A 14394-nucleotide genomic window follows, 5' to 3' on the forward strand; every position below is an offset into this window, starting at 1 on the left:
CGTACGCACCTTCCGAGAGGGGCCCCTATGGGCAGCAGCACCCCCGCACAACTCCCCTACGGCACCTGGCCGTCGCCGATCGACGCGGCGACCGCCGCGAGCCACGACGGCTCGCCCGACCACCTGGGCCACGTCGGCGACGAGCTGTGGTGGACCGCGCCGCGCCCCGCCGAGGGCGGCCGCAGGACACTCGTGCGGCGGCGCGCCGACGGCACCGAGGAGAGCGCGCTGCCCGCACCGTGGAACGTGCGCAACAGCGTGATGGGGTACGGGGGTTTCCCGTGGACGGGACGCACGGGCGAGCACGGGCCACTCGTCGTCTTCACGCACTTCGGCGACCAGCGCCTGTACGCCGTCGAGCCCGACGCGCCCGACAGCGCGCCGCGCCCGCTCACACCGCTCTCCGGCGTCGGGGCGGGACTGCGCTGGTGCGAGCCGGTGTTCGCGCCCAGCGGCGACGAAGTGTGGTGCGTCCTGGAGGAGTTCACGGGCGAGGGGCCGACGGACCTGCGGCGCGTGCTCGCGGCCGTACCGCTCGACGGCTCGGCCGCCGAGGACCGTACGGCGGTGCGTGAACTCACCGACGACGCCCACCGGTTCCTCACCGGGCCCAAGCTCTCCCCGGACGGTACGCAGGCCGTGTGGCTCGCCTGGGACCACCCCCGCATGCCCTGGGACGGGACCGAGCTGCGTCACGCGAGCATCACTCCCGAGGGCACCCTCACCGACCCGCGCACCCTCATCGGCGGGCCCGGGGAGGCTGTCGCACAGGCCGAGTTCACGCCCGAGGGCGCGCTGCTCGCGGCGACCGAGCGCGGCAACTGGTGGAACCTGCACCGCGTCGACCCCGCGAGCGGCGAGGCCGTCAACCTGTGCCCGCGCGAGGAGGAGACGGGCGGCCCGCTGTGGAAGGCGGGACTGCGCTGGTTCGCACCCCTGGAAGGCGGGCTCGTCGCGATGCTCCACGGGCGCGGCGGCAACGCGCTCGGCATCCTCGATCCCGCGGCGGGGACCCTCGTGGACGCGGCGGGGCCCTGGACCGAGTGGTCGGCGACCCTCGCCGTGCACGGCAGCCGCGTCACCGGGGTCGCCGCAGGTCCCGCCTCGGGCGCCGAGATCGTCGAACTCGACACCGGCACAGGACACGCCCGCGTCGTCGCCGCCCCGCACCACGACGCCGTCGACCCCGCCTACTACCCCGTCGCGGAGGAACGCGTCTTCACCGGCCCCGGCGGCCGCGACATCCACGTACACCTCTACCCGCCGCACCACCCCGAGGCCACCGGCCCCGCGGGGACGCCCGCGCCGTACGTGATGTGGGCGCACGGCGGGCCCACCGGCTACGCGCCCTGCGTACTCGACCTGGAGATCGCCTACTTCACCTCGCGCGGCATCGGCGTCGCCGAGGTCAACTACGGCGGCTCCGCGCACTACGGCAAGGAGTACCGCGAGCGGCTGCGCGAGCAGTGGGGGATCGTCGACGTCGAGGACTGCGCCGCCGTCGCCCGCGCCCTCGCCGACGAGGGCCTCGCCGACCCGGAGCGCCTCGCGGTGCGCGGCGGCAGCGCGGGCGGCTGGACCACGGGCGCCTCGCTCGTCGCGACCGACGTCTACGCCTGCGGCACGATCCTCTACCCCATCCTCGACCTCGCAGGCTGGGCCACGAGCGGCACCCACGACTTCGAGTCCCAGTACCTCGAAGGGCTTATCGGCCCGCTCGCCGAGGTCCCCGCGCGCTACGAGGAACGCTCCCCGGCGAACCACCCCGAGCAGGTCACCGCGCCCTTCGTGCTCCTCCAGGGCCTCGACGACCCCATCTGCCCGCCCGTGCAGTGCGAACGCTTCCTGGCCGCGCTCGCGAGCGCCCCCGGCGGCGGTGTCCCGCACGCATACCTCACCTTCGACGGCGAGGGCCACGGCTTCCGCAGGCTCGACACGATGGTGCGCTGCCTGGAGGCCGAACTCTCGCTGTACGCGCAGACGTTCGGCTTCGAAGCCGCAGGCATCCCGCACCTGGAGCTGCGCAGGGCGGAGCAGCGGTGAGCCTCGAACCGCTCACCCGCCCCGCCCGCCTCACACCCGGCGCGCGCGTCGCTGTCGTCGCGCCGAGCGGCCCCGTACCCCATGACCGTCTCAAGCCGGGCATCGACCTCCTGCGCGAGTGGGGCCTCGATCCCGTCGTCGGTGACCATGTCCTCGACAGGCACCCGGAGTTCGGGTACCTCGCGGGCACGGACGCGGACCGCGCGGCCGATCTCCGGGCCGCGTGGTGCGATCCGGCCGTGGACGCCGTGCTGTGCGCACGCGGCGGGTACGGGGCGCAGCGCACGAGCGATTTGCTCGACTGGGACGCGATGCGCGCCGCGGGGCCCAAGCCCTTCCTCGGCTTCAGCGACATCACCGCGCTGCACGAGGACTTCGCGACGCGCCTGCACCTCGCCACGCTGCACGGCCCGATGGCGGCCGGGATCGACTTCCTCCAGCACGAAGGGGCCCGCGCCCACCTGCGCGCGAGTCTCTTCGCACCCGAGACCGTCCAGGTCCTGCACGCCGCCGAAGGCGCCCGCGCCCTCGTCCCCGGACGCGCGGAGGGCATCACCTTCGGCGGCTGCGCCTCCCTCCTCGCCGCCGAACGGGGCACCCCCCACGCGAGACCGACCGGCGCGGGCGGGCTGCTCCTCCTGGAGGACGTCGGCGAGGGGGCGTACCGCATCGACCGCGTCCTCACGCAACTCCTGCGCACGGGGCTGCTCGACGGCGTGCGCGGCATCCTCCTCGGCTCCTGGGAGAAGTGCGGCCCGTACGAGAGCGAGGTCCGCCCGCTGCTCGCCGACCGCCTGGGAGGACTGGGCGTCCCCGTGATCGAGAACTTCGGTTTCGGGCACGGCACCGGCGCGCTCACGATGCCGCTCGGGGTGCGGGCCGTGCTCGACGCGGACGCGGGGACGCTGACGCTCGCGGAACCCGCGCTCGCCTGAGACCCGTGGGCGCCCGCTACTCGGGCCCGGGGCGCGGTACGGGCCCGGGGTGCGGTACGGGGGCGGGGGGGCGGTACGGGGGCGGGGTGCGGTACGGGGGCGCCGTGCCCCGTACCGCCCGTCCCGGCTCCCGTGCCGCCCGTACCACCGCCGCGCATGAGGCGCCGGTCGAGGACGGTGAGCAGGAGGACGGCGAGACCCGCGCCGACCAGGACGAGACCGAGCGTGTGCAGGCCGCCGTCGCTCGTGCCTCCGCGGAAGACGATGCCGCCGATGACGGACGACGTGATCGTGCCGAGGTAGCCGAAGGTGCGGAAGAGCCCGGACGCGGTGCCGATCCGCTCCGGCGGGGTGGCGACGTACAGCATCGTCTGGTTGCCGACTGTCGTCGTCGCGGTCGTGATCCCGAAGACGAGGGACACGAGGACGAGGACGCACACCGGGCTGTCCGCGTCCAGGAGCAGGATGCCCGCCGGGCCGAGCAGCATCGACACGGCCGCGGCGACGAGCGGCCCCCGGACGAGGTTGCGGCCCGCGAGCGGCCGCGACAGGAGCGCGGAGACGGCGCCCATCGGCAGCAGGATCAGCCCCGTCTTCAGCGCGGACATCCCGTAGGTGTCCTGCGTCCACTGCGTGACTCCGAACATGACGGTGTACGTGCCGAGCAGCGACAGCGCCTGGCGCAGGTAGGTGCGCGACAGCGCGCCGTTCGCCGCGAGGCCCCGCAGGTCGAAGAACGGGTCCTGCCTGCGCAGCTCCCACCACACCGTCGGCACGGCGGCGACGAGGAAGACCGCGAGCGCGGGCCAGGAGGGGTGCGGCAGGCCCATGAGGAAGACGACGAGCGCGGTCATCGACGCGGCGAAACCGAGGACTCCTGCGAGGTCGATCCGTGCGGCGACGCGGCGCAAGGGGTGCGGGGAGCGGTCGGGCGGAGGGTCGGCCGGAAGCCACCGCACGGTCATGGCGAGCGCGAGGAGGGTGAAGGGAATGTTGACGAGGAAGGCCCAGCGCCAGCCGGCCGCGCCGACGAGAAGACCGCCGAGCGGCGGCCCGAACGCCGCTGTCGCCATCCCTGAGATCGCGACGCCGCCGAGCACCGAGCCCGGCGGACTCGTCATCCGGGCCTCCTCGGCACGGCGCCTGATCAGCACCATCGCGCACGGGAACGCGGCGGACGTACCGAGCCCGATGAGGACCCTGGCCACCGTGAGCGTCGCCAGATCCTGCCCGAGGCCGCCGACGATCCCGCCGAGCAGCACGAGCACGATGCCGCCGAGGAAGACGCGGCGCGCCCCGACGACCTCGGCGAGCTTGCCGGCCGTGGGTTGCGCGACCGCGCTCGCGAGGTAGAGCGAGGAGACAAGGACGGAGGTGGCGCCGACCGCGAGTCCCAGATCGGTGGCGAGGGGGACGAGGGCGGTCGCGATGATCGAGCTGTTGACGGGGTTGAGGCTGGAGCCGAGGTAGAGGGGAGTGGTGAAGCGCCACGAGAAGGGCGTGCGGGGCGCTTCGGGGGTGCCCGGTGCGTCCTCGCCGGTGGCCTCCTGGCGCTGCCGCACGGCCCTCACACCGGTTCCTCGTCGTCGAGGCCCGCGCGGGCGAGGCGTTCGAGCAGCTCGATGGCCTTGTCCAGGACGGGCCGCTCATCGGGGCGCACGACCTCGTCGATGGCGCGCGCGAGGAAGGCGGCGCGGCCCGCGAGCAGCCGTTCGATCAGCTCGGCGGCCGAGGGGGCCGCGCTCGTGAGCTTCTTGCGGCCGTCGGAGGGATCGGGCTCGGTGCGGACGAGCCCGGCGGCCTTGAGCACCGTGAGGCTCTGGGCGATGGACTGCGCGCTGACGTGGTCGAGCGCGGCGAGCCGCGCGGCGGTCACGGGGCCCTCACGCACGACGCTCGCGAGGACGGTGAGCTGGGTCGGCGTGAGCCCGGTCGCGTGCTGGCCCGACGCGGTGCGCAGCCGGGCGCGGAGGCGCCGGATCGCGTCATTGAGGCGCTGGGCGGTCTCAGGGGTGGGGGAGACCGGGTCGGGGGAGCCGGTGGAGCTGGACGGGTCGGGGGAGCTGGACGGGTCGGGCATACGAGGAGAGTAAAAATGCACAAGTAACTTTGTCAAGTTACTTGTGCATCTCCCTTCCGTCGCGCGGTCCGAACGCCGCGAGCGCCTCCAGGTCGCCGATTCCGGCCCGCAGGTACGTCTCCGCCCAGGCCCGCGCCCCGGGGTACGCCGATCCCGCCACCACCGCGTCGATCGCCGCAGGGACGTCCACGGGCGTGTGCCGCACGGCCGCCTGCCCGTCGCGCAGGAGCGCCCAGGAGCCGCCTGGACGGCCGTACGGCATTCCGACGCTGCCCGGGTTGACGACGAGGCGCCCGCCGACGAGCCGCACGAAGGGCATGTGGGTGTGCCCGCACACCACGGTCCGCACCTCGTCAGGGAGCCCCGCGAAGACCTCCGCCCACTGCGCCGGGCGGGTGTCCACGAGCACCACTTCCTCGTCGTCGCGCGGGGTGCCGTGGCAGAACACGACAGGCCCGAAGCCCGCGACCTCGCGCACCACGGGGTGCGGGAGGCCGTCGAGCAGGGCGAGGTGGGCGGGCGTGAGCTGCCGGGCGGCCCACAGGTCGACGGCACAGGCCGCTTCGCCGGGGAGCGTGCCGCGCGCGAGGGCGACGAGTTCGCGGTCCGCGTTGCCCCGTACGAGCACGGCGCGCCCGCCGAGGCCCGTCAAGCGGTCCAGGACCGCGACCGGCTGTGGCCCCGCTGCCAAGTCACCGGTGAAAACCACGAGTTCGGCGTCGCGGACATCCGGTTCGGCGAGGACCGCTTCCAGAACGGGCAGGACGCCGTGGATGTCGGAGAGCACGGCGACGGAACGTGCGGGATGGCTCATCCGGTCATGTTCGCCGCGCCGTTCACGGGGTTCAAGCCGGGCGCGGGGAGTACGCCGAGGGCGGAGAGCGCGGCGTGGACCTCGGCGAGGCTCGCGGCGTGCGCGTGCGCGGCGGTGAGCGCCTCGGGCCCGTACGCCGTGGTGAGCCCGATGACGTGGCACCCGGCCTCGCGCGCCGCCCGCGCGCCCGCGGGCGCGTCCTCGACGGCCACGCACACCGGCGGCGGCACGTCGAGCCGGGCGGCGGCGAGCGCGTAGCAGTCGGGCGCGGGCTTGCCCCGTACGACGTCCTCGCCGTACACGCGCACCCGTGGCAGCGGCAGCCCGGCCGAGGCGAAGCGCGCGGGTACGGTGGCGCGATCCCCCGAGGTGACGAGCGCCCACGGCACGCGCGCGGCGTCGAGCGCGGCGAGCAGCCGGCCGGCTCCGGGCACGGGCGGCACCGCGTCCCCCTCGGCCGCCAACATGCCGTCGAGCACGCGCCGTTCAGCCATCACGTCGAGGCCGGGTGCCGCCGCGCGGACCGTGTCCTCGGGGCGCCTGCCGAAGGTGAGGGGCCACACCGCGTCCGGGTCGAGCCCGTTGCGTGCCGCCCACGCGTCCCACACGCGGCGGTGCACGGCCGCCGAATCGAGCAGGACACCGTCCACGTCGAGCAGGACGGCGCGGAGGAGCGGGGTCTTGCGCATGTGCGTGAGCCTGCCACGGATCGCACGGGCTTTGCTAGCGTACGGCGGTGACCGAAGGCCCCGTACCCCCCGTGTCCCCTGGCCCCGCCGCGCTCCTCGCGACCCCTCCCGCGTTTCCCGCGCCCGGGCCCGCCCCGGTCCTCGCCGAAGGACCCCGTACGACGCTGCACGCGCTGCGGCACGAGGACGGGCCCGCGTTCGTCGCGCGGGTGCGCGCGAGCCGCGCACTGCACCACCCGTGGCTGTCGATGCCCGCCGACGCGAACGCCTTCGCCGCCTACGCGGACCGCCTGGCCGAGCCCGAGCGGGCGGGATTCCTGCTGCGCACCCGCGCGGACGACGCCGTGGCGGGCGGTGCGAGGACGGGCGGTGTGGGGGCGGGCGGTGCGACGACGGGTGGTGCCGTGGCGGGTGGCACCCTGGCGGGCTTCGTCAACATCAACAACATCGTTCACGGAGCGTTCCGTTGCGGCGCGCTCGGTTACGGCGCCTTCGCGGGAGCCGAGGGACGCGGCCTCATGACCGAGGGGCTCGGCCTCGTCATCCGGTACGCGTTCACCGCGCTCGGCCTGCACCGCCTGGAGATCAACGTCCAGCCGGAGAACACCGCTTCGTGCGCCCTCGCCCGCCGCCTCGGCTTCCGCCACGAGGGCTACTCGCCCGACTTCCTGTACGTCGACGGGGCCTGGCGCGGGCACGAACGCTTCGCGCTCACCAGCGAGATGGTGTCCGCGGTCGCGTAACGTCAGCCGCGCCGCCTGCGGTTGACCTTCATCGTGTCGAGATCGGTCACGGCCGACCGCAACTCACCGCAGTGCAAGCCTCGTTCACGCAGGATGTGCTCAAGACGCTCCTCGGCGAGCGCGGCGGCCATCTCCTCACCGTCCTCCGCGTCCGAGCGCAGTTCGATCCGGAACGAGAACGCCTTCAGCGTCCGGTCGTAGGCGAGCGAGCCCTCCGGCGTGAACCGCATCGCGCCGAGACCGTCCGCCTCCGCGAGCCCGCCCCGCAGCGTCTCGCGCTCGGCCTCGTCGCGAGGTGCCCAGACCCCGCGCAGGGTGACGCGGTAGGTGTGCTGCCCGTCCTGGGGCCCGGCGGGTGCGGTGGCGCTGCTCATGGTGCCTTCCCGGAAACAGAGGTGAAGCGTGCCGCGCCACCGTAGAGGATGGGCGGTATGCGACGCACGGTGATAATCGACGCGCCCTCCAACCTCGGCCTGCGACCCCCCGCGCCCGGCGCGGTGCCCGGGTGCCACGGCCTCGCCGCGGCGCTGCGCGCGCGAGACCTGCCCCGGCGGATCGGCGCCCACGACGGGGGCGCTGTCCCCGCCCCCGCGTACGACCGCGGCGACTGGCGCCCGGGCGACGGCGTCTTCCACGCACCCCAACTCGCCGTGTACACAAGGCGACTGGCGGACCGCATCGGGACCTCCCTGGCGGCGGGCGACTTCCCTGTGGTGCTCGGCGGCGACTGCGCGATCCAGCTCGGCGCCTCGCTCGCGCTGCGCCGCAGGGGTCGTTACGGGCTCCTCGCCGCCGACGCCTCGGCCGACTTCCGGCACCTCGGCAACGCGCCCGCCGTCGGCGCGGCGGCCGGCGAGGAGGTCGCGATCGCCACCGGGCGCGGGCAGGCGGACCTCGCGGACATCGACGGGCTGCGCCCCTACCTGCGCGAGGAGGACATCCGCTACGCGGGCATCAGGGACGGCGACGCCGACATCCCCGAGCTGACCTCGCTCGGGATGGGCGTCGTCACGATCGGGGCCCTGCGCGAGCGGGGCCCGGACGCCGTCGGGGCGGCGCTCGCGGCCGAGCTGGGCGGCGGGGGACGGGCGGGGTACTGGGTGCACTGCGACGCGGACGTACTCGATCCGGCCGTCATGCCGGCCGTGGACAGCCCCGACCCCGATGGCCTGGAGCCGGACGAACTCGCCTCCCTGCTCCGGCCGTTGCTCGCGAGCCCCGACTGTGTGGGGCTCAACGTGACGATCTACGACCCGGACAAGGACCCGGACGGAACGGCGGGGGACACGCTGGCCGACCTGCTCACGGCGGCGTTCACCCGCGACTGAGAGGGGCGCGACCGCACGGGAGGGTGGTGCGGGGTGGCGGCGTGGTGCTGTGTGGGGTGGTGCCGTGGTGCTGTGCGGGGCGGGGTGGTCGTGTGCGGGGCGGGCTGGACCTTGTGCGGGCGGGCTCGTCCCGTACACGCGCCGCGTCTCGTACCGCCCCTGTCAGGTTCCGTCCCTGCGGGGGCACCCTGCCGTCGGTGTTTGACCTTGACACGGTGGCAAGCCCTTCACTGGAGAGACGACGAAAGCCCTCCCACGGGGGGCGAGGAGAGGGGTCCCATGACCATGCGGGAAGCGCTCCCGTACACGACGCGGCTCGTGCGGGCGCTGGAGAGCGAGGACGAGTCCGTACGGCTGCGCGCGGCGCTCGCGGCGGGCACGGACCCGGACCCCGGGTACGTCGGCACGCTCGTGGCGCGATGCGCGGTCGAGCCGGAGTTCGGCGTACGGGAGATGTTGACGTGGGCGCTGCTCAGGCACCCGGAGGCGGTGACCGTGCCGCCGCTCGTTGCCGCGCTGCGGACGGAGCCCGCTCAGGCACGCGCTCAGGCCCTGCACACGCTGTCGAAGATCGCCGACCCGGCGACCTGGGAGGCGATCACGCCCGCCCTGCTGGACGACCCGGACGACGAGGTGGCGCGCACCGCCTGGCGCACGGCCGTCGTACTCGTTCCCGAGGGCGGGGAAGCCGCGCTGGCCGTAGCGTTGTCGGCGCAGTTCGGCCGGGGTGACCTCGATGTGCGGCTCAGCCTGAGCCGGGCGCTGATCGCGCTCGGCGACGCGGCGCTGCCGGTCCTCGCGCGGAAGGAGGAGGACGCCGACCCGGAGGTCCGCGCGCACGCTCTGGCCACCGCGCGGCTGCGGCAGGACCCCTCGCTCGGCTTCGCCTCGGTGATCGATGCGGCGAAACGCGCCGTCGCGCTGGGGCCCGACGGGCCCCCTGGGCCGCCGCAGGGGTGAGGAGCCCGGGGGCGAGGGAGTATGAGGGAAGCGGAGGCCGCGAGGAGTGGTGGACGGTGCTGATCGGTGAGCTGGCGCGGCGGTCCGGGGTCAGTGCCCGGATGCTGCGGCACTACGAGGCGCTCGGTCTCGTACGACCGCAGGGCCGCAGCGCCTCCGGCTACCGTGAGTACTCGGCCGACGACGTGCGGCGCGTCTTCCACATCGAGAGCCTCCGTTCGCTCGGCCTGTCGCTGCGCGAGGTGGGGCGCGCGCTCGACGACCCGGACTTCGCGCCCGCGCGCCTCGTCGGGGAACTCGCCAGGCGGACGCGGGAGCGCATCGCGGCGGAGACCGAACTGCTCACCAGGCTCGACCGCATCAGCGCCGCCGAACCGGCCGGCTGGGACGACGTCCTGCGCGGCGCCGCGCTGCTGCGGGCGCTGAGCGCGTGGAACGCGGACGACAGGCAGCGCGCGGCGCTCGCGGCGGCCGAGGGCGGGCCCGTACCGGGGGAGATGCTCGCGGACGCGGTACTGCGCGAGCCGGACCCGTACGTGGCGGGGACGCTGCGCTGGGCGCTCGCACGGGCGGGAGGGAGCGCGCTCGCGCCGCTGGCGCGGGGCCTGGGCTCACCGGCGGCGGAGGTACGGGAGCGAGCGGCGCGTTCCCTCGCCGCGCTCCCGCCCGGCGCCGGGTCCACGGCACCGCTGCGCGAGGCCCTCGGCCACCCCGACCCCGAGGTACGGGGCCACGCGGCCCTTGCGCTGGGGGCGCGGGGGCACGCGGAAGCGGTACCGGCGCTCGTGGGCCTGGTCGTGGCGGGGCGCCAGGACGTGGACGCGGCGGATGTGCTGAGCCGGTTGGCGGGGGGTGCGGGGGATGAGGGCGAGGGGGCGCTTCCGGGGGTTCCGGGTGCGCTTCCGGGGGTGGCGGGGGCCGATGGGGATGAGGGTGGGGGAGAGGTGGCTGGTGTCTTTGCGGGAGGTGGGGGGCGGGGTGGTGCGGCAGGGGTGGCGGAGCGCGTCGTCGGGCTGCTTGCCGAGGCGCTAGTGGCGGAGGGCGGCGAGCCTGCGGTGAGGCGGCGGATCGCTCAGGCGCTCACGGACATCCCAGGCGAGAGCGCGACGCGGGTCCTGACAGCGCTCACGGGGGACGAGGACCGGGGGGTGGCGGTCACGGCGGCTTATGGGTTGGGGCGGCGGGGGTGTGAGGGGGTGATGGGGGTGGGGGAATGACCGGGTTGGGTTTGGGGCTTAGGGAGTTGAGGCGGGGGCGGGGGCGGGGGCGGGGCGGGGAGAGGGCTTGGGGGGCTTGAGGGGCGGAGGCCGAGGGGGGCAGCTTCCTCGTCGCAGGGGGGCGCTGCACGGCCCCTCCCGCCCGGGGGCCGGATGGCGCCTCGTCGAGGTGAGTGAGCGCTCACCCACCCTTCGCGCCTGTGGATAACTCCGGCGAATCCTCGCATCGGCTCACTCGTTCCGGTGAGCGGTTGTGTGGGTTTACCGAGGTTATCCACAGATGTCGCGGGAGGGCGGGGGGCGGGGAGGGGGATTTGGGAGACTTGTATAGGGGTCGCCCCCCGGGCGGGAGGGGGCTGTGCAGCGCACCGAGCCGCCCACCGAATGGCAGCTCGCCCGCCGCGCCACCTGCTGCCACGCCGCCAGCCGCCGCGCCACACACCGCCTGCCGCCGCCGCGCCACCAGCGCCGCGCGCCTGCCCCCGCCGCGCCACCAGCGCCGCGCGCCAACCGTCACCGTGCTGCCAGCCGCCGCGCTACCTGCCGCCGCGGCCACCGCGCCACCTGCAACCACGCCACAGCACCGCCTGCCGCCACCACGCCGCCTGCCGCCGCGCCACCACGCCGCCAGCCACCACGCCGCCAGCCGCTGCCACCACGCCACCGCGCCGCCTGCCGCCGCGCCGCCAGCCACCACGCCGCCAGCCGCTGCCACCACGCCACCGCGCCACCTGCCGCCACCGCGCCGCCTGCCACCGCGCCACCAAGTGGGGCGATCCGCACGGGCGGTCGGCCTCGGTCTCGGGTGGGGCAGGGGCGCCGGGCCTCACCTCACCCCCGTTCCGCCCCACCCCGGTCCGCGTACTCGAAAATGCTGCCGTCCTGGTGCAGCGCGACCAGCGTGCGCCCCGCCGGGGAGCCGATCGGTCCCGCCAGGACGCGGCCTCCCGAGGCGAGCAGCGCGACCGCCGCCTCCTCCACGTCGGGGACCGCGAGCGTCGCCCGTACCTGGCGCAACACCTCGATCTCGGCCGCGGGGCCGCTCATCAGCAAGAAACACCCCACCGCGGCCACCGATACGTTCCCGCGGTCGAAACGCTCGGCGGGACGGCCGACGAGCCGTTCGTAGAACGGCACCGTGCGGTCCAGGTCATCGACACAGACACGGAGCGTGGTACCCAGAATCTCCATGAGCCCGAGCCTAGTTGGCGCGCCCGCGCAAGGTGATCGTTTCCGGCCGCCAACCCGCTTTCCGCCGTCTCACGCCCCACGCCCTCCGCCGCCGCAGCCCCACGCGCGCCCCCGCCGCCGCCCCGCCCCCCCGTCGCCCCACTCCACAGCCGTGGCCCCTCGGCCGCCACCCCGCCGCACCCCGGCGACCCCACCACGCCCCGCTCGTCTCACCGTGCCCGTGCCCCGCCGCCCTACCCGCGCCCGCCCATCCCGCCGCGCTCCACCGCCCTGCCCGCGCCCACGCACCCCATCGCGCCCCCGCCCTCCGGCCGCGAACCGGCTCGCCGCGCGCGATGCCGCCTCCCTTTCCATACTGGGAGAACTGGGAGAAACGCCTCGCGCGCACGTTTGCCCCTCGTGCCCACGGGGACCCGAAGAGCCGCGCTCGTGCACGACCCGTGCACCTCGCGTACGAAAGCGTACGAAAGGAGCCACCATGCCGAGTGAAACCGGCACCGCCACGCCGCTCGACCCCGAGAACCTGGACGCGCTCGCGGAACTCGGCCAGCAGTTGCGGGTGGACTCGGTGCGCGCGACAGACGCCGCGGGCTCCGGGCACGCGACCTCGTCGATGTCCGCGGCGGATCTCGTCGCGGTGCTCTTCGCCCGGCACCTGCACTACGACTTCGACGCCCCCGACCTGGCGACGAACGACCGCTTCGTGCTGTCCAAGGGGCACGCCTCACCGGTCCTCTACGCGGCCTTCAAGGCCGCCGGGGCCGTCAGCGACGCGGAACTGCTCACCTTCCGCAAGGAGAGCAGCCGCCTCGACGGGCACCCCACTCCGCGCATCCCCTGGGTCGACGTCGCGACGGGCTCCCTCGGCCAGGGGCTCCCCGTCGGCGTGGGCCTCGCGCTCTCCGCACGCGATCTGGACCGTACCGACAGCAGGGTGTGGGTCCTGTGCGGCGACAGCGAGATCGCCGAGGGCTCCGTGTGGGAGGCGGCCGAGGCCGCGGGCGCCCTCCACCTCGACCACCTCACCGCGATCATCGACGTCAACCGCCTCGGCCAGCGCGGCCCCACGCGCCACGGCCACGACCTCGACGCCTACGCCCGCCGCTTCCGCGCCTTCGGCTGGCACACCATCGAGATCGACGGCCACGACGTCGGCGAGATCGACGCCGCCTACCGCGAGGCCGAGTCCACGCGCGGCGAGCCCACCGTGATCCTCGCCCGCACCGTCAAGGGGCAGGGCGTACGTGCCGCCGCCGACCACGAGGGCCTGCACGGCAAGCCGCTGAAGGACCCCGAGGGTGCCATCGCCGAACTCGGCGGCGTACGCGACATCCGCGTCTCCGTCCACAAGCCGAAGGCTTCCCCGGGCCAGCGCAACCCGGTCCCCGGCGCACTCGACCTGCCCCGCTGGGACAAGGGAGGCGACGACGTCGCGACCCGTGACGCCTTCGGCAAGGCGCTCACCGCGCTCGGTACCGCACGCCGCGACGTCGTCGTCCTCGACGGCGAGGTCGGCGACTCGACCCGCGCCGAGTTCTTCGCGAAGGAACACCCCGAGCGGTACTTCGAGATGTACATCGCCGAGCAGCAGATGGTCGGTGCGGCCGTCGGCATGGCGGCGCGCGGCTGGCGGCCCTTCGCCGCGAGCTTCGCCGCCTTCCTCACGCGCGCCCACGACTTCATCCGCATGGCAGCGGTGAGCCAGGTCAGCCTCGCCCTGTGCGGCTCGCACGCGGGTGTCGCCATCGGCGAGGACGGACCCTCGCAGATGGGCCTCGAAGACCTCGCCATGATGCGGTCCGTGCACGGCTCCACGGTCCTCTACCCGGCCGACGCCAACTCCGCCGCGCACCTGACCGCCGCGATGGCCGGCACGGACGGCGTCTCCTACCTGCGCACCTCGCGCGGCGCGAGCCCCGTTCTCTACGGACCCGACGAGGAGTTCCCCGTCGGGGGCTCCAAGACGCTCCGCTCGGGCAGCGAGGACCGCCTCACCCTCGTCGCCGCGGGCCAGACCCTCCACGAGGCCCTTGCCGCCGCGGACCGGCTCGCCGCCGAGGGCATCGCGGTCCGCGTCATCGACCTGTACTCGGTCAAGCCCGTGGACCGCGAGACGCTGGGGAAGGCCGCCGAGGAGACCGGCTGCCTCGTCACCGTCGAGGACCACCACCCCGAGGGCGGCATCGGCGACGCCGTCGCCTCCGCCTTCGACGACGGCCGCCCCACGCCGCGTCTGGTCCGCCTCGCGGTACGCAACATGCCCGGCTCCGCGACACCCGCGCAGAGCCTCGCGGCGGCGGGCATCGACGCGGACGCGATCACGGCCTCGGTGCGGATGCTGGTGAACTGACGGCGGCGGCTCGCGCGGGGCGCGTCGGCGGCGGTGCCACGAGG

12 protein-coding genes and 1 pseudogene are annotated in these 14394 nt (G+C 74.9%); 7 read left to right on the plus strand and 6 right to left on the minus strand.

Features of this window, described 5'->3' with window-relative positions; all coding sequences use genetic code 11:
* The first annotated feature begins 27 nt into the window (after positions 1-27).
* Both ACQYWQ_RS26365 and ACQYWQ_RS26370 read left to right on the plus strand, forming a co-directional pair.
* On the plus strand, positions 28-2043 hold the full coding sequence (locus ACQYWQ_RS26365) for a S9 family peptidase (protein WP_431038043.1): 2016 nt from the start codon (positions 28-30) through the stop codon (positions 2041-2043).
* Positions 2040-2978 carry a S66 peptidase family protein gene (locus ACQYWQ_RS26370; protein ID WP_431038045.1) on the plus strand — a complete coding sequence of 313 codons (939 nt, stop codon included), beginning with the start codon at positions 2040-2042 and terminating at the stop codon, positions 2976-2978. Before ACQYWQ_RS26365 ends, ACQYWQ_RS26370 begins: the two co-directional genes overlap by 4 nt.
* A 344-nt stretch (positions 2979-3322) precedes the next feature.
* On the opposite strand, the pseudogene ACQYWQ_RS26375 reads toward ACQYWQ_RS26370, so the two are convergent.
* The 4 genes and pseudogenes from ACQYWQ_RS26375 to ACQYWQ_RS26390 all read right to left on the minus strand — a co-directional run.
* Positions 3323-4549, minus strand: a pseudogene (locus ACQYWQ_RS26375) (MFS transporter); the annotation flags it as partial.
* Positions 4546-5058: a MarR family winged helix-turn-helix transcriptional regulator gene (locus ACQYWQ_RS26380; RefSeq protein WP_431038046.1), complete on the minus strand. Its 513-nt coding sequence runs from the start codon at positions 5056-5058 to the stop codon at positions 4546-4548. The gene ACQYWQ_RS26380 and the pseudogene ACQYWQ_RS26375, both read right to left, overlap by 4 nt.
* Before the next feature lie 37 nt (positions 5059-5095).
* A complete protein-coding gene (locus ACQYWQ_RS26385) occupies positions 5096-5872 on the minus strand; it encodes a metallophosphoesterase family protein (protein WP_431038048.1) in 777 nt (258 codons plus the stop codon).
* Positions 5869-6561 (minus strand): HAD-IA family hydrolase, encoded by a 693-nt coding sequence (locus tag ACQYWQ_RS26390; protein ID WP_431038049.1) that lies wholly within the window; start codon positions 6559-6561, stop codon positions 5869-5871. The genes ACQYWQ_RS26385 and ACQYWQ_RS26390 overlap by 4 nt, the downstream gene beginning before the upstream one ends.
* A 47-nt stretch (positions 6562-6608) precedes the next feature.
* Between ACQYWQ_RS26390 and ACQYWQ_RS26395 the strand changes: the two genes are divergently transcribed.
* The gene (locus tag ACQYWQ_RS26395; protein ID WP_431038051.1) at positions 6609-7304 is read left to right on the plus strand and encodes a GNAT family N-acetyltransferase; all 696 of its coding nucleotides are present in this window, start codon (positions 6609-6611) and stop codon (positions 7302-7304) included.
* A gap of 2 nt (positions 7305-7306) precedes the next feature.
* Here ACQYWQ_RS26395 and ACQYWQ_RS26400 read toward each other — a convergent pair whose 3' ends face one another.
* Positions 7307-7678, minus strand: coding sequence for a DUF6204 family protein (locus tag ACQYWQ_RS26400; RefSeq protein WP_431038053.1), 372 nt, complete (start codon positions 7676-7678; stop codon positions 7307-7309).
* A gap of 57 nt (positions 7679-7735) precedes the next feature.
* Here ACQYWQ_RS26400 and ACQYWQ_RS26405 point away from each other — a divergent pair, with 57 nt between their 5' ends.
* The 3 genes from ACQYWQ_RS26405 to ACQYWQ_RS26415 all read left to right on the plus strand — a co-directional run bounded on the left by ACQYWQ_RS26405 (position 7736) and on the right by ACQYWQ_RS26415 (position 10809).
* On the plus strand, positions 7736-8632 hold the full coding sequence (locus tag ACQYWQ_RS26405; RefSeq protein WP_431038055.1) for an arginase family protein: 897 nt from the start codon (positions 7736-7738) through the stop codon (positions 8630-8632).
* Between the two features lie 279 nt (positions 8633-8911).
* Positions 8912-9592, plus strand: a complete 681-nt coding sequence (locus tag ACQYWQ_RS26410) for a HEAT repeat domain-containing protein (protein ID WP_431038057.1) — start codon at positions 8912-8914, stop codon at positions 9590-9592.
* Between the two features lie 56 nt (positions 9593-9648).
* Entirely contained in the window at positions 9649-10809 is a 1161-nt protein-coding gene (locus tag ACQYWQ_RS26415) for a HEAT repeat domain-containing protein (RefSeq protein ID WP_431038059.1), read from the plus strand.
* 831 nt (positions 10810-11640) lie between these two features.
* Here the strand turns inward: ACQYWQ_RS26415 and ACQYWQ_RS26420 are convergent.
* The gene (locus tag ACQYWQ_RS26420; protein ID WP_431038061.1) at positions 11641-12000 is read right to left on the minus strand and encodes a VOC family protein; all 360 of its coding nucleotides are present in this window, start codon (positions 11998-12000) and stop codon (positions 11641-11643) included.
* Positions 12001-12478: 478 nt separating this feature from the next.
* Between ACQYWQ_RS26420 and ACQYWQ_RS26425 the strand changes: the two genes are divergently transcribed.
* The gene (locus tag ACQYWQ_RS26425; RefSeq protein ID WP_431038062.1) at positions 12479-14350 is read left to right on the plus strand and encodes a transketolase; all 1872 of its coding nucleotides are present in this window, start codon (positions 12479-12481) and stop codon (positions 14348-14350) included.
* Positions 14351-14394: the final 44 nt, after the last annotated feature.

It is taken from the genome of Streptomyces sp. P6-2-1 (assembly GCF_050613165.1).
GTDB lineage: Bacteria > Actinomycetota > Actinomycetes > Streptomycetales > Streptomycetaceae > Streptomyces.